Origin of the sequence: Escherichia sp. E3659 (assembly GCF_005781135.1) — a bacterium.
GTDB lineage: Bacteria > Pseudomonadota > Gammaproteobacteria > Enterobacterales > Enterobacteriaceae > Escherichia.
The window spans coordinates 1-20408 of the sequence record NZ_VATQ01000025.1 but is presented as its reverse complement, the minus strand read 5'-3'; the positions used below and the strand labels follow the sequence as shown (position 1 = coordinate 20408).

At 52.4% G+C, this 20408-nt stretch carries 21 protein-coding genes; 1 reads left to right on the top strand and 20 read right to left on the bottom strand.

The annotated features are described in order from the left end of the window. Window position 1: 1 nt before the first annotated feature. The 19 genes from FEK47_RS16875 to nnr all read right to left on the bottom strand — a co-directional run bounded on the left by FEK47_RS16875 (window position 2) and on the right by nnr (window position 18982). The gene (locus FEK47_RS16875; protein WP_135486753.1) at window positions 2-640 is read right to left on the bottom strand and encodes a DUF1190 domain-containing protein; all 639 of its coding nucleotides are present in this window, start codon (window positions 638-640) and stop codon (window positions 2-4) included. Window positions 641-649: 9 nt separating this feature from the next. Beyond that, entirely contained in the window at window positions 650-1048 is a 399-nt protein-coding gene (locus FEK47_RS16870; RefSeq protein WP_000547760.1) for a DUF350 domain-containing protein, read from the bottom strand. 17 nt (window positions 1049-1065) lie between these two features. Continuing rightward, window positions 1066-1725, bottom strand: a complete 660-nt coding sequence (locus FEK47_RS16865; protein ID WP_135486754.1) for a YjfK family protein — start codon at window positions 1723-1725, stop codon at window positions 1066-1068. Window positions 1726-1774: 49 nt separating this feature from the next. Then, window positions 1775-2473 carry a PspA/IM30 family protein gene (locus FEK47_RS16860; protein ID WP_130259517.1) on the bottom strand — a complete coding sequence of 233 codons (699 nt, stop codon included), beginning with the start codon at window positions 2471-2473 and terminating at the stop codon, window positions 1775-1777. 18 nt (window positions 2474-2491) lie between these two features. Next, window positions 2492-2893: a DUF2170 family protein gene (locus FEK47_RS16855; RefSeq protein ID WP_135486755.1), complete on the bottom strand. Its 402-nt coding sequence runs from the start codon at window positions 2891-2893 to the stop codon at window positions 2492-2494. A 126-nt stretch (window positions 2894-3019) separates the two neighbouring features. After that, a complete protein-coding gene (gene rlmB, locus FEK47_RS16850) occupies window positions 3020-3751 on the bottom strand; it encodes a 23S rRNA (guanosine(2251)-2'-O)-methyltransferase RlmB (protein ID WP_001293282.1) in 732 nt (243 codons plus the stop codon). Between the two features lie 180 nt (window positions 3752-3931). Beyond that, window positions 3932-6373: a ribonuclease R gene (gene rnr, locus FEK47_RS16845; RefSeq protein ID WP_130216725.1), complete on the bottom strand. Its 2442-nt coding sequence runs from the start codon at window positions 6371-6373 to the stop codon at window positions 3932-3934. Window positions 6374-6411: 38 nt separating this feature from the next. Continuing rightward, window positions 6412-6837 (bottom strand): nitric oxide-sensing transcriptional repressor NsrR, encoded by a 426-nt coding sequence (gene nsrR / locus FEK47_RS16840; RefSeq protein WP_001177639.1) that lies wholly within the window; start codon window positions 6835-6837, stop codon window positions 6412-6414. A 206-nt stretch (window positions 6838-7043) separates the two neighbouring features. Continuing rightward, window positions 7044-8342: an adenylosuccinate synthase gene (gene purA, locus FEK47_RS16835; protein WP_135486756.1), complete on the bottom strand. Its 1299-nt coding sequence runs from the start codon at window positions 8340-8342 to the stop codon at window positions 7044-7046. A gap of 103 nt (window positions 8343-8445) precedes the next feature. Further along, window positions 8446-8643 carry a DUF2065 domain-containing protein gene (locus FEK47_RS16830; protein ID WP_001089295.1) on the bottom strand — a complete coding sequence of 66 codons (198 nt, stop codon included), beginning with the start codon at window positions 8641-8643 and terminating at the stop codon, window positions 8446-8448. An 81-nt stretch (window positions 8644-8724) separates the two neighbouring features. Continuing rightward, complete coding sequence (gene hflC / locus FEK47_RS16825; RefSeq protein WP_001232411.1) at window positions 8725-9729, bottom strand: protease modulator HflC; 1005 nt, start codon at window positions 9727-9729, stop codon at window positions 8725-8727. A gap of 2 nt (window positions 9730-9731) precedes the next feature. Further along, window positions 9732-10991 (bottom strand): FtsH protease activity modulator HflK, encoded by a 1260-nt coding sequence (gene hflK, locus FEK47_RS16820; RefSeq protein ID WP_000312488.1) that lies wholly within the window; start codon window positions 10989-10991, stop codon window positions 9732-9734. Between the two features lie 85 nt (window positions 10992-11076). Beyond that, window positions 11077-12357 carry a ribosome rescue GTPase HflX gene (gene hflX / locus FEK47_RS16815; protein WP_105290100.1) on the bottom strand — a complete coding sequence of 427 codons (1281 nt, stop codon included), beginning with the start codon at window positions 12355-12357 and terminating at the stop codon, window positions 11077-11079. 76 nt (window positions 12358-12433) lie between these two features. Then, a complete protein-coding gene (hfq, locus tag FEK47_RS16810; RefSeq protein WP_001051883.1) occupies window positions 12434-12742 on the bottom strand; it encodes an RNA chaperone Hfq in 309 nt (102 codons plus the stop codon). A gap of 85 nt (window positions 12743-12827) precedes the next feature. Beyond that, window positions 12828-13778, bottom strand: a complete 951-nt coding sequence (gene miaA / locus FEK47_RS16805) for a tRNA (adenosine(37)-N6)-dimethylallyltransferase MiaA (protein WP_001280339.1) — start codon at window positions 13776-13778, stop codon at window positions 12828-12830. Further along, window positions 13771-15636 carry a DNA mismatch repair endonuclease MutL gene (gene mutL / locus FEK47_RS16800; protein ID WP_135486757.1) on the bottom strand — a complete coding sequence of 622 codons (1866 nt, stop codon included), beginning with the start codon at window positions 15634-15636 and terminating at the stop codon, window positions 13771-13773. The genes miaA and mutL overlap by 8 nt, the downstream gene beginning before the upstream one ends. Window positions 15637-15645: 9 nt before the next feature. Next, window positions 15646-16983 (bottom strand): N-acetylmuramoyl-L-alanine amidase AmiB, encoded by a 1338-nt coding sequence (amiB, locus tag FEK47_RS16795; protein ID WP_135486758.1) that lies wholly within the window; start codon window positions 16981-16983, stop codon window positions 15646-15648. An 18-nt stretch (window positions 16984-17001) separates the two neighbouring features. Further along, entirely contained in the window at window positions 17002-17463 is a 462-nt protein-coding gene (gene tsaE, locus FEK47_RS16790) for a tRNA (adenosine(37)-N6)-threonylcarbamoyltransferase complex ATPase subunit type 1 TsaE (RefSeq protein WP_069913368.1), read from the bottom strand. Further along, window positions 17435-18982 (bottom strand): bifunctional ADP-dependent NAD(P)H-hydrate dehydratase/NAD(P)H-hydrate epimerase, encoded by a 1548-nt coding sequence (gene nnr / locus FEK47_RS16785; protein WP_135486759.1) that lies wholly within the window; start codon window positions 18980-18982, stop codon window positions 17435-17437. Before nnr ends, tsaE begins: the two co-directional genes overlap by 29 nt. Here nnr and queG point away from each other — a divergent pair. Continuing rightward, a complete protein-coding gene (queG, locus tag FEK47_RS16780; RefSeq protein ID WP_138183291.1) occupies window positions 18981-20120 on the top strand; it encodes a tRNA epoxyqueuosine(34) reductase QueG in 1140 nt (379 codons plus the stop codon). The two genes, nnr and queG, sit on opposite strands and share 2 nt — an antisense overlap. On the opposite strand, the gene FEK47_RS16775 is transcribed toward queG, so the two are convergent. After that, the gene (locus tag FEK47_RS16775; RefSeq protein ID WP_100699686.1) at window positions 20103-20156 is read right to left on the bottom strand and encodes a hypothetical protein; all 54 of its coding nucleotides are present in this window, start codon (window positions 20154-20156) and stop codon (window positions 20103-20105) included. The two genes, queG and FEK47_RS16775, sit on opposite strands and share 18 nt — an antisense overlap. Window positions 20157-20408: the final 252 nt, after the last annotated feature.

Genomic DNA, 20408 nt, shown 5'->3' with positions numbered 1-20408 from the left:
ATTAGCCTCCCCAATGCCCACGGGCGCTGGAAGAACGACCATAGCCGCCGCGAGAAACGGTAGACGCTTTTTTGGTGGTAAAGCCGCCCGTGGAATAAGACTCTTTTTTGCCAGAACCGGAGCGCCAGGAGTAATCACCGGAAGTGTTGCGCCAGACGGGGCGGGAAGCAAATGAGGATCCACCGCTGTTATAAACAAACTGCTCATCGCGATCTTTACGAATAACCCGGCTTAACAAAAATCCAGATATTACCGGGATCCAACTCTGTTCAACATTGTCGTAGTAGCAATTTTCGTACTTAGACTGACAATTCTGCTGAGTCATATTCTTCGGAACATCGGCATAAAATGCCGCTTTGGCGTTATTCCAGCCACGCGCGCAAATGTCTGCATTATTACCGTCATCAATACAATCCTGCACAGTCGAGTAAAACGTTCCATCACCGTCGTTATCAACATCGCCACTATCGCCACAACTTTTCAATACGAAAAAAGCGGCTCCCCCCATTAGCGCCAACGTTAAGTATTTATGTGCGTAGCGATTTCGCTGCGGCGCGAAGGGATTATTCGGTCGATTAATACGGCTGATGGCTCCGTGAGCTGGTTTACTGCTATTTCTTGATTTGCGTTTTCTGGCCATGATCGTCCATTACCATGTCATACAAGCTGCGTTAAAAATACCGCCAGCCAGCGCGGCGGTTCCCATAAACATTCCTGCGGCGGTATTGTGATTAATAATTTTTTCGCTTAATGCGGGCATATAAAGTCTGACACCAGCAAAAACGAGTAACTGAATCACCAGTGCAATCCCGCCCCAGGCGAAATAATCCGGAATGCTCACCGCATTGATTGCCGCACTGGATAACGGGATCACGTAACCCAACAATGTACCGCTGAACGCCAGTGACGCCGCGGTATTATTGTTTTTAATTAACTGCCATTCGTTGTGCGGTGTAATTTTAGAATAGATAAAAAGAAAAATAATTACCATCGCCACGCCAATAAAAAAATAGGCGCTAAAAGCAAGAAGTGAATCCAGTATATGCATCGTAAACGTCCCTGTAATTAACCAATAATATTAAGTGATGTCAGCGGGATATCGACGCCCAGCGCGCGAGAAAATAACCACTCCGGCTCGCCGAGATCGTTAAAAGATTCCTCACCATTTAACAGCAAATATTCGTAAGTATCTTCGGTCACTTGCCGTTGGTAGCCCATGGTAAAATTATGGACCTCCCATTTGGCATGGTTTTGATTTTCTACTTTTTCCAGCATGTAGACGGGTTCGATATTTCCCGGTTCTTCGCTGTTAAAAAATCGCTGCCAGCGTTTTTCCTGCCAGTTTAAGGTTATTGCCCCCATCGCTTTGGCGTTGATCGCCTCGCGCCAGTGACTCTCTTTACTGATACCGTAGCTCTCTTCATAGACAAAGAGCTTGATATCATCAATGTCATCAATATCTACGCCGCCGGTGGTATTGATTTGCAGAAATTCATCGCCCGAAGTGTAGTAGCGGAAAATCTGGCTACCGCCGCCCAGATCGATGTGGCTGACAGCGGCTACCGTGTATTCTTCACCCGGCAGCGCAATTAGCAATTCATCTTCCAGCAAACGAAACGCTAACGAGTCGAGCGTAAAGCCACTATTGAGATGAAGTCCCAGCGGACCGCGAACGATAACAGGCTTATCATCCTGACCAAACAGGCGCTGGAAAAAACCAGACATATTTTATCCTTAAATTAGCAGCCAGCCTTTTAGTGAGGCTGGCAAAAAATTACTCGCCCTGTTGGCGTTGCAGCCTTGCCAGCACATCCTGGGCATTGCTTTTGTTAACACCACCAATCCCCACTTCTGCCAGTTTTTCGTCGAGATCGCGACCGTCTGCCACTTTTTCCAGCTGCGCGGCGGCATCCAGCCGGGCCTGGCGCTCAGCCTGACGCGTTTGCAGGCGTTTTAATGACTCTGCAGCTGTCGAAACGCTGGAAGAGGCGCCAACGGTCGAGGTCGTTACGGCCTGCTGCGCACGCTGCATGGCTTCAGTAGCTTTAACGACTTCCATTTGTTGCTCAAACTGGGAAATACGCTGTGCCGTTGCCGTAACGGCTTTTTCCACACCATCGCGAGAGACTTCCAGATTCGACAACACCTGTTCTTCAGCGGTAATAAGATTCTCAAGGCGCGCAATTTCTTCGGCGACTTCGTTAATTAATGATGGGTTAACGTTCTTGCTTAATGCTTCCAGCGCACGGGCTTCCAGACTGGTTTTACGCTCGCGTAAATCTTTCAGCTTATCGTTACTTAATTTCACCCGCGCCAGCAGATCGACGCGAGATTTTCCGGCTTTATCCAGTTCAGCTTTGGCGTCGCGAATATGTTGTTCCAGCATGCGCACGCCCTGAGTTTCTTCAATGGATTCTTCCGCCTGGGAGATAAACGATTTCCCCAGCGTAAATAAACTTTTTAAAATTCCCATAAATACCCGTCCTTGTAATTAGTGTGAATATTCTTCTGTAATTTCAGCCAGATCCAATGCGTTATCTACCAGCGAGGTTATTTCAAGCAGGATATCTTCAAGAGAAGATTTAAGCGATAATGCCCCGAAAACAATGTAATACTCTTCCTGTTGCACGCTGGAGATCCCCACCGATGATAGCGGCATAATTTTCTGATTTCTTAAAAGGAATGTATTAAATTCATTTGGATTATTGATATAGCTTACCGGACAAATAAATGTTTCGATAATCATCTGGCGAGAAGTAAAAAGAACATTGATTTGCAAATCGCCGTAATCATTCATTTTAATAATTAATGCATTTTCACTATTTGTTACATCAATATTTTGTTTAGGTACAGCTTGTAACGCTATCGCCAGCGCCAACGGATTCCATATCATATATTATTCCATATATATTAAATTTAATTATTAATAAGGTGAATATTTATAGAGCGTAATTATCTTACCAGCTATAGATAAAAAAAAACCATCCAAATCTGGATGGTTTTTCTTAAATCAGAGGGATTAGCTACGCTGGCGAACCGCTTCAAATAAGCAAATTCCGGTCGCAACCGAAACGTTCAGCGAAGAAACACTTCCTGCCATTGGGATGCTGATCAACTCGTCGCAATGTTCACGAGTCAGGCGACGCATACCTTCACCTTCCGCGCCCATCACCAGCGCCAGTCGTCCGGTCATTTTGCTCTGATAGAGCGTATGATCCGCCTCACCTGCCGTACCGACAATCCAGATGTTCTCTTCCTGCAACATACGCATGGTGCGCGCAAGGTTAGTCACCCGAATCAGCGGAACGCTTTCTGCCGCGCCGCAGGCTACTTTTTTCGCCGTGGCGTTGAGCTGTGCGGAGCGATCTTTCGGCACAATCACCGCATGAACGCCAGCGGCGTCCGCGCTACGCAGGCACGCGCCGAGGTTGTGCGGATCGGTTACACCGTCGAGGATCAGCAGGAACGGTTGATCGAGCGAAGCGATCAGATCCGGCAGATCGTTTTCCTGATACTGCCGTCCTGGTTTCACACGGGCGATAATGCCCTGATGCACGGCACCGTCGCTTTTCTCGTCGAGATATTGGCGGTTTGCCAACTGGATAACCACGCCCTGGGACTCAAGGGCGTGGATCAGCGGTAACAGACGTTTATCTTCACGGCCTTTTAAAATAAAGACTTCCTGAAAACGTTCAGGGGCGCGCTCCAGCAGGGCCTGCACTGCGTGGATGCCGTAAATCATTTCGCTCATTAATGTACTCGTTGTTTACGTTTTGCCTGATGCACTACGTTTATCCGGCCTACATGATCTCTGCAATATATTGAATTTGCGTGATTATGTAGGCCGGATAAGGCGTTCACGCCGCATCCGGCATGAACAAAGCGCATTTTGTCAGCAATCTAACCCTCTTCTGTTTGAAGAGGGTAATGATCACTCTGCCACTTTTTTCTTCGCCGCACGCTTCGCTTTGGTCGCTGCGGCTATTTTCTGCGTTTTCGCCGATGGCTTTTTCGCTTTTCTCGCGTCTTTCTTCGCCGCTTTCGGCTTCGGTTTTTTCTCGCCGCGGAAGGCACTGTCTGGCTCAAAGTTTACCTTTTTACCGACCTGACGACGCTTGCCGCCTTTTTTGCCTGCATCGCCTTTTTTCGCTTTCTCGCGCGCCGTTTTACCGACGTTGCGCGGAGCGCGTTCGCTGGAGATCAGGCTAAAGTCGATTTTACGCTCGTCCATATTAACCGCTTCGACGCGAACTTCCACGCGATCGCCCAGGCGATAAGTCTGGCCGCTGGATTCACCCATCAGGCGTTGCCCTACCTGGTCAAAGCGATAGTAGTCATTGTCCAGCGAAGAGACGTGGACCAGACCATCAATGAACAGGTCGTCGAGACGAACAAAGAAGCCAAAGCCGGTGACGCTGGCAATAACGCCTTTAAAAACGTTGCCCACCTGGTCGAGCATGAAGTCACACTTCAGCCAGTCAGCCACATCGCGCGTTGCTTCGTCGGCACGACGTTCCGCCATCGAACAGTGCTGACCCAGTTGCAGCATCTCTTCCATCGAATAATGGTAGCCGCCGGTTTCAGTGGTGTTGCCCTGATGCCCCTGCTCTTTCGCCAGCAGATACTTAATGGCGCGGTGCAGCGTCAGGTCAGGATAACGACGAATCGGCGAAGTGAAGTGCGCATAGGACTGCAATGCCAGACCAAAGTGACCACGGTTTTCCGGATCGTAAATCGCCTGTTTCATCGAGCGTAGCAGCATGGTTTGCAGCATTTCTGCATCAGGACGATCGGCAACCGACTCCAGCAGTTCCGCGTAGTCACGCGGTTCCGGCTTGTTACCGCCCGGCAGTTCCAGCCCCAGCTCCGCCAGCACTGAACGGAAAGAGGTAATCGCTTCGGTGCTCGGCTTGTCGTGAATACGGAACAGTGCCGGTTCTTTGGCTTTCTCAACGAAACGCGCCGCCGAGATATTCGCCAGAATCATACACTCTTCAATTAACTTGTGTGCGTCGTTACGTTGGGTCTGTTCGATACGCTCAATACGGCGTTCAGCGTTGAAAATGAACTTCGCTTCTTCGCTCTCAAATGAGATCCCACCGCGTTCTTCACGGGCTTTATCCAGCACTTTATAGAGGTTATGCAACTCTTCGAGATGCTTAACCAGCGGGGCGTACTGCTCGCGAAGATCCTGATCGCCCTGCAGAATATGCCAGACTTTGGTGTAGGTCAGACGCGCGTGAGAGCTCATCACCGCTTCATAGAATTTGTAGCCAGTCAGGCGGCCTTTCGACGAAATGGTCATCTCGCACACCATACACAGGCGGTCTACCTGCGGATTGAGCGAGCACAGGCCGTTAGAGAGCACTTCCGGCAGCATCGGGATAACCTGCGAAGGGAAGTACACCGACGTACCACGGTTACGCGCTTCGCTGTCCAGCGGTGTTGGCGGACGCACATAGTAGCTGACGTCGGCAATCGCGACCCATAAACGCCAACCGCCGCCACGTTTTTTCTCGCAGTAAACTGCATCGTCAAAGTCACGGGCGTCTTCGCCATCAATGGTGACCAGCGGTAAATCGCGCAGATCGACACGACCCGCTTTTGCTTCTTCCGGCACTTCTTCTTTCAGCCCGGCAACCTGTTGCTCAACAGCCTGCGGCCAGATGTACGGAATTTCATGAGTACGCAGAGCGATATCAACCGCCATGCCGGTGCCCATATTGTCGCCAAGGACTTCGACGATTTTACCCACCGCTTTGGTACGACGAGTCGGGCGTTGGGTCAGTTCAACAACCACCACAAAGCCCATCCGCGCGCCCATGATCTGATCGGGCGGGATTAAGATATCGAAGCTCAGACGGCTGTCGTCAGGAACCACAAAGCCGACGCCCGCTTCGGTAAAGTAGCGACCAACAATCTGGCTGGTTTTTGGCACCAGTACGCGAACAATACGCGCTTCACGACGACCTTTACGGTCAGCGCCCAGCGGCTGCGCCAGCACCTGATCGCCATGAATGCAGGTTTTCATCTGCTCACTGGAGAGATACAAATCATCTTTACGTCCTTCAACCCGCAGAAAGCCGTAGCCATCACGGTGGCCAATAACGGTACCTTTCACCAGGTCGAGGCGTTCCGGCAGCGCATAGCACTGACGGCGAGTGAAGACCAGTTGACCATCGCGCTCCATCGCACGCAGGCGGCGACGCAGGCCTTCAAGCTGCTCTTCGCCTTCAATGTGCAGCTCTACCGCCAGCTCATCACGGCTGGCCGGTTTTTCACGTTTGGTTAAATGTTCGAGGATAAATTCCCGACTAGGGATGGGATTCGCGTATTTTTCAGCTTCGCGTTCCTGGAAAGGATCTTGTGACATCTCGGTTCCTCCGTTGTCATCTCTGATGAAGATTTTCGTCACTCCACCAGCAATAATTTATAAAGCGGTTGATTCTCTTCAACCAAATCGGCAAGCGTGTAGTTATCCAGTTCCGTAAGAAAACTTTGCACGGCCTTAGAAAGTGCCTGTTTCAACCGACAGGCAGGTGTAATGTGGCAAAACTCACTACTGCAATTCACCAGCGATAAAGGTTCCAGCTCGCGCACCACATCACCAATACGTATCGCACTCGCCGGTTTACCCAGGCGAATGCCGCCATTTTTTCCACGAACAGCAGTCACGTAGCCGGCACGACTAAGTTGATTGATTATTTTGACCATATGATTACGGGAGACGCCGTAGACGTCAGTCACTTCAGAAATACTGGTCATCCGCCCTTCTGGCAATGATGCCATGTAGATCAGCGCACGTAATCCGTAATCAGTGAAACTCGTTAACTGCACATCAACCTCAAAAAAGGGAAATCGGGAAAAAATACATTTATATTGATGATAAACCAGCCACAAGCTGTGTCGCTAATTTATTTCAGTTTGGGGAAGGAAAAAAGCGAGGATTTAACACTGTGTCGGATAGCGTAATGGCTTACCCGACACAGCAATGTATCACACTGTTAGCCCAGCAGGCAAAATATCTGCCGGGCGTCCCAGAATTACGCGTCGAACGGGTCGCGCAGAATCATGGTTTCAGTACGATCCGGGCCAGTAGAGATGATATCGATCGGTACACCGGTCAGCTCTTCAATGCGCTTGATGTAGTTCAGCGCCGCCTGCGGCAGGCCGCTACGATCTTTCACGCCGAAGGTGGATTCAGACCAGCCCGGCATGGTTTCGTAAATCGGCTCTACACCTTTCCAGTCGTCAGCTGCCAGCGGAGTGGTATTCACTTCGCGACCATCCGGCATACGGTAAGCCACGCAGAGTTTCACCTCTTTCAGGCCATCCAGAACGTCCAGTTTGGTCAGGCAGAAGCCAGACAGGGAGTTCAGCTGTACCGCACGACGAACGGCAACAGTATCCAGCCAGCCGGTACGACGACGACGACCCGTAGTTGCGCCGAATTCGTTACCCTGCTTGCAGAGGAACTCGCCAGTTTCATCAAACAGTTCGGTCGGGAACGGACCTGCACCTACACGAGTGGAGTAAGCTTTGAGGATACCCAGAACGTAATCAACATAACGCGGGCCCAGGCCGGAACCGGTCGCCACGCCACCAGCAGTGGTGTTGGAAGAAGTTACGTACGGATAAGTACCGTGGTCGATATCCAGCAGCGTACCCTGCGCACCTTCGAACATGACGAAATCGCCACGCTGACGCGCCTGATCGAGCAGGTCAGAAACGTCAACCACCATAGAAGTCAGGATGTCGGCAACAGCCATCGTATCATCCAGAACTTTCTGGTAATCAACCGCTTCAACTTTGTAGTAGTTAACCAACTGGAAGTTGTGATATTCCATCACTTCTTTCAGTTTTTCAGCGAAGGTTTCTTTGTCGAAAAGGTCGCCAACACGCAGACCGCGACGTGCCACTTTATCTTCATAAGCAGGCCCGATACCACGACCGGTGGTGCCGATCGCTTTCGCGCCACGCGCTTTCTCACGCGCGTTATCCAGCGCAACGTGATAATCAAGGATCAGCGGACATGCTTCAGACAGCAGCAGACGCTCACGAACGGGGATGCCACGGTCTTCCAGTTCTTTCATCTCTTTCATCAGCGCAGCCGGAGACAGCACAACACCGTTACCGATGATGCTGGTTACATTCTCGCGGAGAATACCTGATGGAATAAGATGAAGAACGGTTTTTTCACCGTTGATTACGAGAGTATGGCCTGCGTTGTGACCGCCCTGGTAGCGTACAACATATTTAGCCCGTTCAGTCAGAAGATCGACGATCTTACCTTTACCTTCGTCACCCCATTGGGTGCCCAGTACGACGACGTTGTTACCCATTTTTCAAAATCACCGTTTGCTTAAAAATGGATTCTACCATCGCTTTTTCAGAGTTACAGCACTTTTTGCATCCAAAAATGACCTTAGTCAGCCTATTTTTTGCTCAGCCAATCGTTTTCCTCAACATGTAGTAGACCACAACGCCCGCAACCACAAGTCCACCGCCAAAACGACGTAAAATATTATCGGGTAAATTAGTCATTGCGGAGATCATCTTCTTCCATGCCTTCGGGTAAAGCATCGGCCCTAAACCTTCCAACACTAAAACCAGGGCAAGCGCCAGCCAGATAGTCGAATTCATTCATTATCCTTATAGAAAAAGAAAACCACCGACATCCCTGAGGATGCGGTGGCTTTATTGACCTGTACCGCGGTCGTTATATTAACGCGTCGCGGAGCTCGGCGTCTTCATATAGCGGAAGAAATCGCTGTCCGGGCTCATGACCATCACGTCCTGATTGCCAGAGAAGCTGTTCTCATAAGCACGCAGGCTACGAATGAACGCGTAGAAGTCTGGATCCTTGCTGAATGCGTCTGCAAACAGCTTGGCAGCTTCGGCATCACCTTCACCGCGCATGATACGGCCCTGACGTTCGGCTTCTGCCAGCGTTCTGGTGACTTCATAGTCAGCAGTCGCACGCAGTTTTTCCGCTTCTTCCTGACCTTGTGAACGATGACGACGCGCTACCGCTTCACGCTCGGCGCGCATACGGTTGTAGATCGCTTCAGACACTTCGGTCGGCAGGTTGATCTGCTTGATACGCACATCGACAACTTCAATACCCAGCGCCGCCATACTGTTCGGGTTGATGACCGGAACTTTGCCCTTCGTCTCAGCAGTTACGCGCTCTGCCGCTTCGGCAATGGCGTTATCTGCTGCCGGGGTAGTAACTTCATCTTCTGTACCCGCAGAACCAGAGTTCAGCGCGTCACGCACTTCCAGGGTCAGACGACCACGGGAATCGGTGACGATGTCTTTCACGTCCAGGCGACCAATTTCAGAACGCAGACGGTCAGAGAACTTACGTTTCAACAGCACTTCCGCTTGCGAAATGTCGCCACCGCCCGTTGCCAGGTAGTAACGGCTGAAATCGCTGATGCGCCATTTGATGTAAGAGTCGACGATCAGGTCTTTCTTCTCTTTGGTCACAAAGCGGTCGGCCTGGTTGTCCATGGTCTGAATACGTGCGTCGAGCATTTTCACCGTTTCAATGAACGGTATCTTGAAATGCAGACCCGGCTCATAAACCAGAGGTTTGTTGTCATCGTCACGCAGTACCTTACCAAAACGCAGCGTAATACCGCGCTCACCTTCTTTGACGACAAAGACAGACATGTAAAGCACTACCAGCACGATGATGATAATCGCGATAACTGACTTACGCATCGTTATTCCCCCTGACGCTGGTAGTCGTTACGCTGCGCGTTGGCGCGGCGTTGGTCCATAATATCGCCCTGACTGGTGGACGACGTGTTGCTTGCTCCACTGGTTGTGGAGGAAGAGGCTGGCGGCAGACGCAGCAGATTGCTGGCACCGTTATCGCTCTTCGCCGCAGGGGCGTTACCACCTTTCAGCATCTGGTCTAACGGCAGAACCATCAGGTTGCCACCTTTATCGTTAACCAGCACTTTGCGGGTGTTACCCAACACTTTTTCCATCGTCTCGATATACAGACGCTCGCGAGTAATTTCCGGCGCGGCTTTATATTCCGGCAGAAGTTTAGCAAAGCGCGCCACTTCACCCTGAGCTTCCAGGATGGTCTGGGCCTTGTACGCACGCGCCTCTTCGAGGATACGTTGCGCCTGACCGTTCGCACGCGGCTGAACTTCGTTGGTATACGCTTCTGCTTCACGAATGTATTGCTGTTCGTTTTCACGCGCGGCAATCGCATCATCAAACGCCGCTTTTACTTCTTCCGGCGGACGAGCAGCCTGGAAGTTGACGTCCAGCAGCGTGATACCCATGTCATACGGGCGGATAGTCTCTTCCAGTTCGCGCTGAGTATCGCTACGAATCACGGTACGACCTTCCGTCAGAATGCGGTCCATAGTGTATTTACCGATAACCCCACGCAGGGCGCTGTCGGTAGCCTGACGCAGGCTGTCATCCGGGCTGGTCACGCTATACAGGTATTTTTCCGGATTAGTGACGCGGTACTGCACGTTCATCTCAACGCGCACCACGTTCTCGTCCGACGTCAGCATCACACCAGAAGCGGCCAGTTCACGCACGGCTTCCACGTTCACCGGTTTGACTTCGTCGATAAACGTCGGTTTCCAGTTCAGACCCGGCTCAACCAGATGGCTGAATTTGCCAAAGCGTGTTACCACGCCGCGTTCGGCTTCTTTAATGGTGTAGAAACCACTGGCCGCCCAGATAATGACAATCGCTGCCGCTGCGATGGTAACGACACGACCGCCAAGCTGCGGGCGCGGGCCTTGCGATGAACTGCCACCGCCAGATCCGGTGCCTTTACCGCCGCCCAGACCACCGAGCTTTTTGCTCAGTTTGCGGAAGATATCATCTAAATCAGGTGGCCCTTGATCGCGACCGCCTTTGTTTCCATTTCCCTCAGAGTTGCCGCCAGGTTTGCTGCTTCCCCACGGGTCGCGGTCTTGTCCGTTATTACCGGGCTGATTCCACGCCATGTTTGTGCTCCATATTTGTTATGCGGTGATCCCTGTTGTCTTTCGACGCCAGAGGATATGACTCCACGCTTCAGACGCTACGCCGTTAGATCAGGTAATCGATCAACGTCGGTTCTTGTTTACAGAGGCGACGCCAGTCAACGATCGGCATACGAACTTGCAGACTTACGCTGCCGTCTTCCTCCATCCACTCTTTTTCTATTGCCTGAAGCTGATAAAAACGACTTCTCAGACGCCCTTCCTGCGGTGGCAGACGCAATGTATGCTGCGCCACCTCGCCGGAAAGCCGCTCCGTCAAAGCCTGAAAAAGCTGTGGTATCCCCGCTCCGGTCTGTGCGGAAAGCCAGACACGGATCGGTTTGTTCTCTTCGTCCCGATCAATACGCGGTTCGAAATCTTCCAGCATATCGATCTTGTTCATCACCAGCAGAGTTGGGATCTCGTGAGCATCGATCTCTTCAAGAACCGTATTCACCGCTTCGATGTTTTCTTGTACACGCACATCCGCCGCATCAATCACATGCAGCAGCAATGTGGCTTGCCGCGTCTCTTGCAACGTGGCTTTAAACGCCGCCACCAGATCGTGCGGCAGATGGCGAATAAACCCTACGGTATCTGCCAGCACGGTTTCACCGACATCCGCGACGTCAATACGCCGCAACGTCGGGTCGAGGGTGGCAAACAACTGGTCTGCCGCGTAGACCCGCGCTTCGGTGATGCGATTGAAAAGGGTAGATTTACCGGCGTTGGTATATCCCACCAGCGAAACAGTAGGGACGTCGGCTTTGATACGTGATTGCCGCCCCTGCTCACGCTGCTTTTCAACTCTTTCCAGGCGCGACTGTATCTGTACAATGCGATTACGCAACAAACGACGGTCGGTTTCGAGCTGGGTTTCACCCGGACCACGCAAACCGATCCCGCCTTTCTGTCTTTCAAGGTGGGTCCAGCCACGCACCAGGCGCGTAGCCAGATGGCGCAGCTGCGCCAGCTCAACCTGCAACTTACCCTCATGGGTACGCGCACGTTGGGCGAAAATATCTAAAATAAGGCCGGTGCGGTCGATAACACGACACTCGCACAAACGCTCCAGGTTACGCTCCTGCGCCGGGCTCAGGGCATGGTCAAAAAGAACGACCGAAGCACCCGTCGCTTTTACGGCTTCCGCAATTTCAACTGCTTTACCTTCACCTACAAAATACTTTGGGTGCGGCGCTTTACGGCTACCGGTAATCACCTGCAATGCTTCGACACCGGCGGAAGAAACCAGAGATTCAAACTCCTGGAGGTCTTCCATATCTTTGTCTTGCGTAAAATAGATGTGTACCAGTACCGCCTGCTCACCAGCATCATAACGGTCAAACAAGCGTATAACCCTCTAAATAGATCAGCGGGGAACGCAGGATCGCTGGCTCCCCGTGTAAAAAAAACAGCCCGAAACCTTATTCGGTTTCTTCGCTGTCCTGTTGCGCGGAAGTATTCTGCGCGCTGCTACCATGATGGTAGTTACTGCTGGTACCGCCACCGGCGTTGTTACTGTGATGAGAAACCGGGCGAGACGGGACAACAGTAGAAATCGCGTGCTTATAAACCATCTGGCTGACCGTGTTTTTCAACAGGATCACGAACTGATCAAAAGACTCGATTTGTCCTTGCAGCTTAATACCATTCACCAAATAAATAGAAACTGGAACACGTTCCCGACGCAGTGCGTTCAGGAACGGATCTTGTAAAGATTGCCCCTTAGCCATTCTCTCTTTTCCTTATATGCTTATTTGTACTTTGAACCTTTCGATTCTGAAAAAATTGCGCACGATACGTCTCAATTGTACACATTCAGCCTGCGATAGCACCAACAACCTGTAATACTTCGTCACGCGCCTGTTCTGGTTTTTCACTGTCAAGCCAGTGAACCCCTTCCCAACCACGCAGCCAGGTTATCTGCCGCTTCGCCAACTGTCTCGTGGCGCAAACACCTCGATAAACCATTTCATCGTATGAGATTTCGCCTTCAAGGTAAGACCACATCTGGCGATAACCCACGCAACGAATGGAAGGCAAATCCGTATGCAAATCTCCTCGGGCAAAAAGCGCCCGGACTTCTGCTTCAAAACCTGAAGCCAACATCTGATGAAAACGCTGCTCAATTCGTTGATGGAGCAGTTCACGGCTCGCCGGGGCGATGGCGAACTGATGCACCTGATACGGTAGAGCGTCTCCTGACGTTTGCGTCAGTTCCGTTAAAGTTTTACCCGAAATGAAAAAAACTTCCAGTGCTCGGGAAAGCCTTTGTGGATCATTTGGATGAATCCTTGCTGCCGCAACCGGATCGATCTCCTGAAGTTGACGATGCAATGACTCCCAACCTTGCTCTGCCGCCTGTTGCTCAATTCTGGCCCGTACTTCCGGGTCCGCCGACGGTAGCGGCGACAACCCTTCCAGCAATGCCTTGAAATACAACATCGTACCGCCCACTAACAGTGGGATCCGCCCCGCCGCCGTGATATCGGCCATCTCCGCCAGCGCATCGCGGCGAAAATCAGCGGCCGAATAAGCCTGCGACGGATCGCGAATATCCAGCAATCGGTGCGGCGCAGCGAGTAATTCTTCAGCGTTCGGCTTCGCCGTCCCGATATCCATCCCTTTGTAAATAAGGGCAGAATCAACGCTTATCAACTCTACTGGTAAAATTTTACGCAGCTCAATAGCTAACGCCGTTTTACCGGAGGCCGTCGGCCCCATTAAAAAAATCGCCTTAGGCAGGCTCGCCTTACTGATATCACTCATCTTTCAGGGCTTTTATCGCCGGATGTAAATCAACAGATTGTAACAGACCACCCGGCGGCGTTTTCACAAGCTGCGGACATAACCGTTCTACATCCGTCAGCAGGGTAATGGCCTGTGCCATTGACCACTGCGCATGTTCGCTCATCAGATTTCGTGCAATCCACTGCGCAATATTGCCAGGTTCGAATACGGACTGCTTCGCCAGGTAGCCTATCAGTTCAGGAATCAAGATTTGTAAATTTTGTTGGCGTAAGGGTAAAGGCACGGCCCTGATGGTCACATGCTGCGCATCGGACTGAAATTCAATACCCAATTCCGCCAGTGCTGACTGCGCTTTTTCTAAGGCCGATCTTTCTTCACCAGAGACTTTTAGCCGCAGCGGAATAAGCAGCGGCTGAGCGCAGACCGGCGCATCTCCCGGCGTTAACTGCGCCTGACGTAACCAGCGTTCCGCCACCGGCAGGGCTAAAAGTGAAATATTGCCGTCACGTTCCAGTAGCGCACAGTCCGAATGGACGATAGTCAGCACCCGACCAAAGCTTTGACCATTCGCAGCCAGCGTAAGTTCCTGCGATTCTTGCACTTTTGGTTTGTGCATCGCTGCAGGCGTTTGCAACAGCTGGCGATACACTTCGCCTTGCTGTTTCTGGTAGCCCGGTTGCGCGTTCGGCCACGGGGCAGCCTGACGGCTACCGCTACTTGTTGCAGGCGCAGGAGATGAAGACGGAGAGTAACGCGGAGCCACTGGCTCACGAACTGCCGGTTCAGCAAAGTGATTACGCCCTGCTGCCACGCGGTTTTCGGGTATATGGCGCGGTGCTGACTGGGCGTTATCTTCCAACGGCAAAGGCGTCTCCAGCTGCTGTTGCAGCACGCTCAGCACGCCCTGATAGATAAAGTCATGCACCAGACGCGACTGATGAAAGCGCACTTCGTGCTTTGCCGGATGGACGTTGACGTCCACCTGATGCGGGTCGATCTCCAGATATAGCACAAACGCCGGTTGCTGATCGGCGCCCAGTTTGTCTTCGCAGGCCTGGCGGATCGCGTGATTAATCAGGCGATCGCGCATCATGCGCCCATTTACGTAGCAATACTGAATTTCCGCCAGTGCGGGCGTGATGTGATTCGGATCAGCCACCCAGCCACGCAGCGTGAGATCGCCGTGTTGCCATTCGATCGCCAGCGCATGTTCGAGAAAAGCGGTGCCGCAAATCGCGCCTAAGCGCCGCTCTTTTTGCCCGCCTTCCGGCACTGCGCGGTACTGACGTACGATTTTTCCGTTATGCGACAAGTTGATAGTGACGTCGAAACGCGCCAGCGCAATGCGGCGGATGATTTCATCGATATGGTTAAATTCGGTTTTCTCGGTGCGCAAGAATTTGCGCCGCGCCGGGGTGTTGTAGAACAGGTCCAGCACTTCCAGCGTCGTACCCACCGGATGCGCCGCCGGTTTAACCGTCACGTCCATATCGCGGCCTTCGGCATAAGCCTGCCAGGCCTCCTGCTGCTCCGCAGTACGCGAAGTGAGCGTCAGACGGGAAACCGAACTGATACTCGCCAGCGCCTCACCGCGAAAGCCCAGGCTGATAATAGCTTCGAGATCGTCCAGAGAGGCGATTTTACTGGTGGCATGACGCGCGAGTGCCAGCGCCAGCTCATCTTTTTTGATACCGCAGCCGTTATCACGAATGCGGATAAGTTTCGCCCCACCGCGTTCGATATCAATATCGATACGCGTCGCCCCCGCATCGAGGCTGTTTTCCACCAGTTCTTTGACTACCGACGCAGGTCGCTCGACCACCTCACCTGCGGCAATCTGGTTCGCCAGTTGTGGCGGTAAGACCTGAATTGGCATCAATAATCCTTAGTTTGGCAGCGTGCGATCTGGCGTCGTCACCGTACTGGCAGTTTGTGCCGTTGCACCCTGCGGCGCAGACTGCATTGGATGCGCAAGGAAGTAATTGCGCAGGCCGTTGTAAATGGCTTCTGCCAGTTGTTGTTGGTAATCGTCGCTCGCCAGCAAACGTTCTTCGCTGTTATTGCTGATAAAACCAGTTTCGACCAGTACTGACGGGATATCCGGCGAACGCAGAACGCCGAGACTGGCGTGTTCTGGTCGGCGTTTATGAATTTCGCCAATGCGTTGCAACTGACTGATCATATTGGTCGCCACATCATACCCTACCCGCTGGGAATGACCGAATTGTAAATCCAGCACCGCCTGGCTTAGGTACGGGTCGGCCTGACTGTTCGCCAGCACATCACCCGCCCCGCCCAGCAGCTCCGACTGCTTCTCATGCTGTTCCAGCCAGCTTGCCATTTCGCTGTTGGCGCGACGGTTTGAGAGCACCCATACAGAGGCACCGGTGGCACTACGGTTTGGTGCGGCATCGGCATGAATCGACACAAGGAAATTGGCGTTTTGCTTACGTGCCACATCACTGCGCCCCATCACCGAGATAAAGTAATCCCCGTCACGGGTTAAAACGCCCTTAAACATCGGATCGTTATTGAGCAAGGTACGTAATTTACGCGCAATGGCGATGGTGACATTTTTCTCCCGTGTACCACCAGGGCCGATAGCGCCAGGGTCCTGACCGCCGTGTCCAGCATCAATAGCGATGACAATTTTATCGCCAGTGTTAGCCGTCGCGCGCGCTGCCGGACGCGTTACCGTATTGCTGCTGATAACACCCGTGGTACGGTTGCTTTCTGTTTTAAACGGATTGCGCGCCGGTTCGCTAACGCGCGGTGCGACAACCGCAGGCGTTTCAACGCGTTTCGCAACCACTGGCGGTGGAGGAGGCGGTGGCGGCACATCGGCGTTAATCGTAAAGACGACGGTGTAATTGCTGCCATTCTGCCGCTTCACCGCTTCGGTTTTACCGTTTTCGGTAAGATCGACCACCAGCCGCAACGTTTGTGCATCTTTAGGCGTTCCAGAGCGAATTGCCTTCACCAGATTATTACCGCTGAACAACAACGGCAGCCCCTGAATCACGCCCGTTTGTTTGATATCGAGCGCCACGGTGCGTTTGCTTTGATGGCTAAACGCATAGTCAGGCTCGCCAATAAAACTCAACGTTATCCGCGCCTGTTGGTTGCCGTTAGAAACCTGAATATCAGAGAGCGTCGCGGCGCCAGCCTGCGCGCACAGCAGCACCAACGTCGCAACCAACCAATTTCTGATGCGATACATCATCCCGCCACCTTTCAAAGGTTAACCGGCTAAACGCGCCAGCAACAATTCACCCGCAGAGGAAACCGCACTCACGCGCGCCTCACGGCCTTGTGCCTGATAATCAATGTGTATTTCGACATCCGGGTCAGGAAGAACACCTGTACCTTGTTGTGGCCACTCCACCAGGCAGATGGCATCGTTGGCAAAATAATCGCGGATCCCCATAAACTCCAGTTCCTCGGGATCGGCAAGGCGGTACAAATCAAAGTGATAAACCATTATGTTGTCGAGCGTATAGGGTTCGACCAGCGTATAAGTGGGGCTTTTGACATTACCCTGATGACCCAGAGCCTGTAAAAAGCCCCGGCTAAAGGTGGTTTTACCTGCGCCTAAATCGCCATACAGATAGATTACGGTTGCGCCATCGCAGGCTTTCGCTACCCGCTCGCCCAGGTCTAATGTTGCCTGCTCATCAGGGAGCGGAATTACTCGATTCATCATGGTTTTTATCAGTCACTTCCGGGTTAACAATACGCTGTAGCGTGGAAAAGAGATCGGTTGCCAGCATCCCGCGCGTACCAAAACGCGCCGCCAGTACGTCAGCTGCCGCGCCGTGTGCGACACAGCCTGCACAGGCTGCATCATACGGCGACAGTTTTTGCCCAAGCAATGCGCCAATAATACCAGAGAGCACATCGCCCATGCCGCCGCTCGCCATGCCTGCATTTCCGACATCAATAATGCCTAAAGCGTCAGGATGGGCGGCGACCACGGTTCCGGCACCTTTCAGCACCGCTACGCCGCCATAACGTTGTACCAGACGTTGGGCGCAATGTAAGCGGTCACTTTCAATTTCTGCTACGGAACAGCCCAACAACCGCGCGGCCTCGCCAGGATGCGGCGTGATCACGCGATTGTGACGCTTATCGGGATTGATTGCCAGCAGGTTCAATGCATCGGCATCCCACAACATCGGTTTGCGAAAATTCTCAACTTTTTGCAGGGCTTTTTTCCCCCACTCTTGCTGGCCCAGACCGGGACCAATCACCACCACATCGGCCCATTCCAGGCTTTCGGTAAGAGAGTCCATAGTCAGTTCATGCACCATCAATTCCGGTCGTGCAGTCAGCAGCGGCGCAATGTTTTCACTGCGGGTCAGCACTCTGACCAAACCAGCGCCAGCACGCAGCGCCGCTTCCCCCGTCATACGAATCGCCCCCGCCGTGCCGTGATCGCCACCAATAATCACCAGCCGCCCGTGATCGCCTTTATGCGAAGTCGGCCGACGCGGTTTCAGCCAGTAAGAAAGTTGTTCAGCAGAAAACCGCTGAATTTTCGTCTCCTGACCTGCCAGCCAGCTATCCAGCCCCAGCGAGTCAAAATGCAGTTGCCCGGTAACATCCCGCGCTTTCCCGGTGAGCAAACCAGGTTTCAGCGCAATAAAGGTGATGGTGTGATCGGCGTTGATCACCGCACCTGGCGTGGCGCCGGTTTCCGCCAACAGGCCGGAAGGGATATCAACCGCCACAATTGGCGCAGGATGGGAATTAGCGTGGTCGATTAACAGGCTAATGGATTCGCGCGGCGCTTGCTGCATTCCGGTGCCGAGCAGTGCATCAACAATCAGATCTACCGATTCGGGCCAGACAATATTCGAAGCATGGATCTCGCCTCCCGCGTTTAACCATGCTTCGCGTGCCAGCGCGGCCTCTTCCGGTAACGGTTTGTTACTTTCCTGAGCCAGCAACGTGACCTCAATGCCGACCGCTTTGGCCAGCCGCGCGACCACGTAGCCATCGCCGCCGTTATTACCATGACCGCACAGCACCAGCCAGTGGTGGGCGTCAGGATAAGCCGAACGACACACCTGGAATGCGGCTTCGCCAGCGCGAAGCATCAGCTCATAGAGAGTGAGCCCCAGCGCATCTGCCGCCTCACGTTCTCCGCGGCGGATATCGTCGGCGTGCCAGACGGTGTGTGGTATACTTACGGGGTTTTTCTTCATTGTATGGTCCGTCATGTCAGAGCCCCTCGATCTCAATCAGTTAGCGCAAAAAATTAAACAGTGGGGGCTGGAACTGGGCTTCCAGCAGGTGGGTATTACCGATACCGATCTCAGCGAGTCCGAGCCCAAACTGCAAGCATGGCTGGACAAACAATACCACGGCGAAATGGACTGGATGGCGCGTCACGGTATGCTGCGCGCCCGCCCCCACGAGTTATTGCCCGGTACGCTGCGCGTGATCAGCGTGCGGATGAATTATCTTCCTGCCAACGCCGCATTTGCCAGCACGCTGAAAAATCCCAAACTCGGCTATGTTAGCCGTTATGCGCTGGGCCGTGACTATCACAAGCTTCTGCGCAACAGACTCAAAAAGCTGGGCGAGATGATTCAGCAACATTGTGTTTCGCTGAATTTTAGACCGTTTGTCGATTCTGCGCCTATTCTCGAGCGCCCGTTAGCTGAAAAAGCTGGACTTGGCTGGACAGGTAAGCACTCACTTATCCTCAATCGCGAGGCCGGTTCGTTCTTCTTTTTAGGTGAATTGCTGGTCGATATTCCTCTGCCCGTGGATCAACCGGTCGAGGAAGGATGCGGTAAATGCGTGGCCTGTATGACGATTTGCCCGACCGGCGCCATCGTCGAGCCATATACCGTCGATGCTCGCCGTTGTATTTCTTATCTGACGATTGAGCTGGAAGGGGCTATCCCGGAAGAGTTGCGACCGTTAATGGGAAACCGTATTTACGGCTGTGATGACTGTCAGCTTATTTGTCCGTGGAATCGCTATTCACAACTGACAACTGAAGACGATTTCAGCCCGCGCAAATCACTACACGCACCGGAACTCATTGAGCTTTTTGCATGGAGCGAAGAGAAATTCTTAAAAGTCACGGAAGGATCGGCGATTCGCCGTATAGGCCACCTGCGTTGGCTGCGTAATATCGCCGTAGCATTAGGCAATGCGCCCTGGGATGAAGCGATTCTGACGGCGCTGGAAAGTCGTAAAGGTGAGCACCCACTTCTTGATGAGCATATAGCGTGGGCGATTGCGCAGCAAATCGAGAGACGAAATGCGTGCGTGGTCGAAGTGCAATTGCCGAAAAAACAGCGTCTGGTTCGTGTAATTGAAAAGGGACTACCACGTGACGCCTGATTCATCCACAGCTTGTGAATAAAAATAAAAACGCATTGCAATTCAAGACGAATATCATCGTCAAGTGATCGATACGACAAAATACAATCTTAATTTTCAACTTATATATCAACAGGTTAAAAAATTACTATTCACCGTGCGAAGTTTTTCTGAAATTAAGATTACAACCCGGACCTGTGGATAACTCTGTTTACAAGAGTTTGTCAGAGGCAACAAAAACCAGCAATAACGCATCGCGTCGCTGTGGATATTTTATTGGGAGAAGAATTTGGAGCGGGAAACGAGACT

Excerpts from the sequence above, each read along its gene's own strand:
- FEK47_RS16875 (WP_135486753.1), bottom strand. The coding sequence starts at position 640 with ATGGCCAGAAAACGCAAATCAAGAAATAGCAGTAAACCAGCTCACGGA.
- FEK47_RS16870 (WP_000547760.1), bottom strand. The coding sequence starts at position 1,048 with ATGCATATACTGGATTCACTTCTTGCTTTTAGCGCCTATTTTTTTATT.
- FEK47_RS16865 (WP_135486754.1), bottom strand. The coding sequence starts at position 1,725 with ATGTCTGGTTTTTTCCAGCGCCTGTTTGGTCAGGATGATAAGCCTGTT.
- FEK47_RS16860 (WP_130259517.1), bottom strand. The coding sequence starts at position 2,473 with ATGGGAATTTTAAAAAGTTTATTTACGCTGGGGAAATCGTTTATCTCC.
- FEK47_RS16855 (WP_135486755.1), bottom strand. The coding sequence starts at position 2,893 with ATGATATGGAATCCGTTGGCGCTGGCGATAGCGTTACAAGCTGTACCT.
- rlmB (WP_001293282.1), bottom strand. The coding sequence starts at position 3,751 with ATGAGCGAAATGATTTACGGCATCCACGCAGTGCAGGCCCTGCTGGAG.
- rnr (WP_130216725.1), bottom strand. The coding sequence starts at position 6,373 with ATGTCACAAGATCCTTTCCAGGAACGCGAAGCTGAAAAATACGCGAAT.
- purA (WP_135486756.1), bottom strand. The coding sequence starts at position 8,342 with ATGGGTAACAACGTCGTCGTACTGGGCACCCAATGGGGTGACGAAGGT.
- FEK47_RS16830 (WP_001089295.1), bottom strand. The coding sequence starts at position 8,643 with ATGAATTCGACTATCTGGCTGGCGCTTGCCCTGGTTTTAGTGTTGGAA.
- hflC (WP_001232411.1), bottom strand. The coding sequence starts at position 9,729 with ATGCGTAAGTCAGTTATCGCGATTATCATCATCGTGCTGGTAGTGCTT.
- hflK (WP_000312488.1), bottom strand. The coding sequence starts at position 10,991 with ATGGCGTGGAATCAGCCCGGTAATAACGGACAAGACCGCGACCCGTGG.
- hfq (WP_001051883.1), bottom strand. The coding sequence starts at position 12,742 with ATGGCTAAGGGGCAATCTTTACAAGATCCGTTCCTGAACGCACTGCGT.
- miaA (WP_001280339.1), bottom strand. The coding sequence starts at position 13,778 with ATGAGTGATATCAGTAAGGCGAGCCTGCCTAAGGCGATTTTTTTAATG.
- mutL (WP_135486757.1), bottom strand. The coding sequence starts at position 15,636 with ATGCCAATTCAGGTCTTACCGCCACAACTGGCGAACCAGATTGCCGCA.
- amiB (WP_135486758.1), bottom strand. The coding sequence starts at position 16,983 with ATGATGTATCGCATCAGAAATTGGTTGGTTGCGACGTTGGTGCTGCTG.
- tsaE (WP_069913368.1), bottom strand. The coding sequence starts at position 17,463 with ATGATGAATCGAGTAATTCCGCTCCCTGATGAGCAGGCAACATTAGAC.
- queG (WP_138183291.1), top strand. The coding sequence starts at position 18,981 with ATGTCAGAGCCCCTCGATCTCAATCAGTTAGCGCAAAAAATTAAACAG.
- nnr (WP_135486759.1), bottom strand. The coding sequence starts at position 18,982 with ATGACGGACCATACAATGAAGAAAAACCCCGTAAGTATACCACACACC.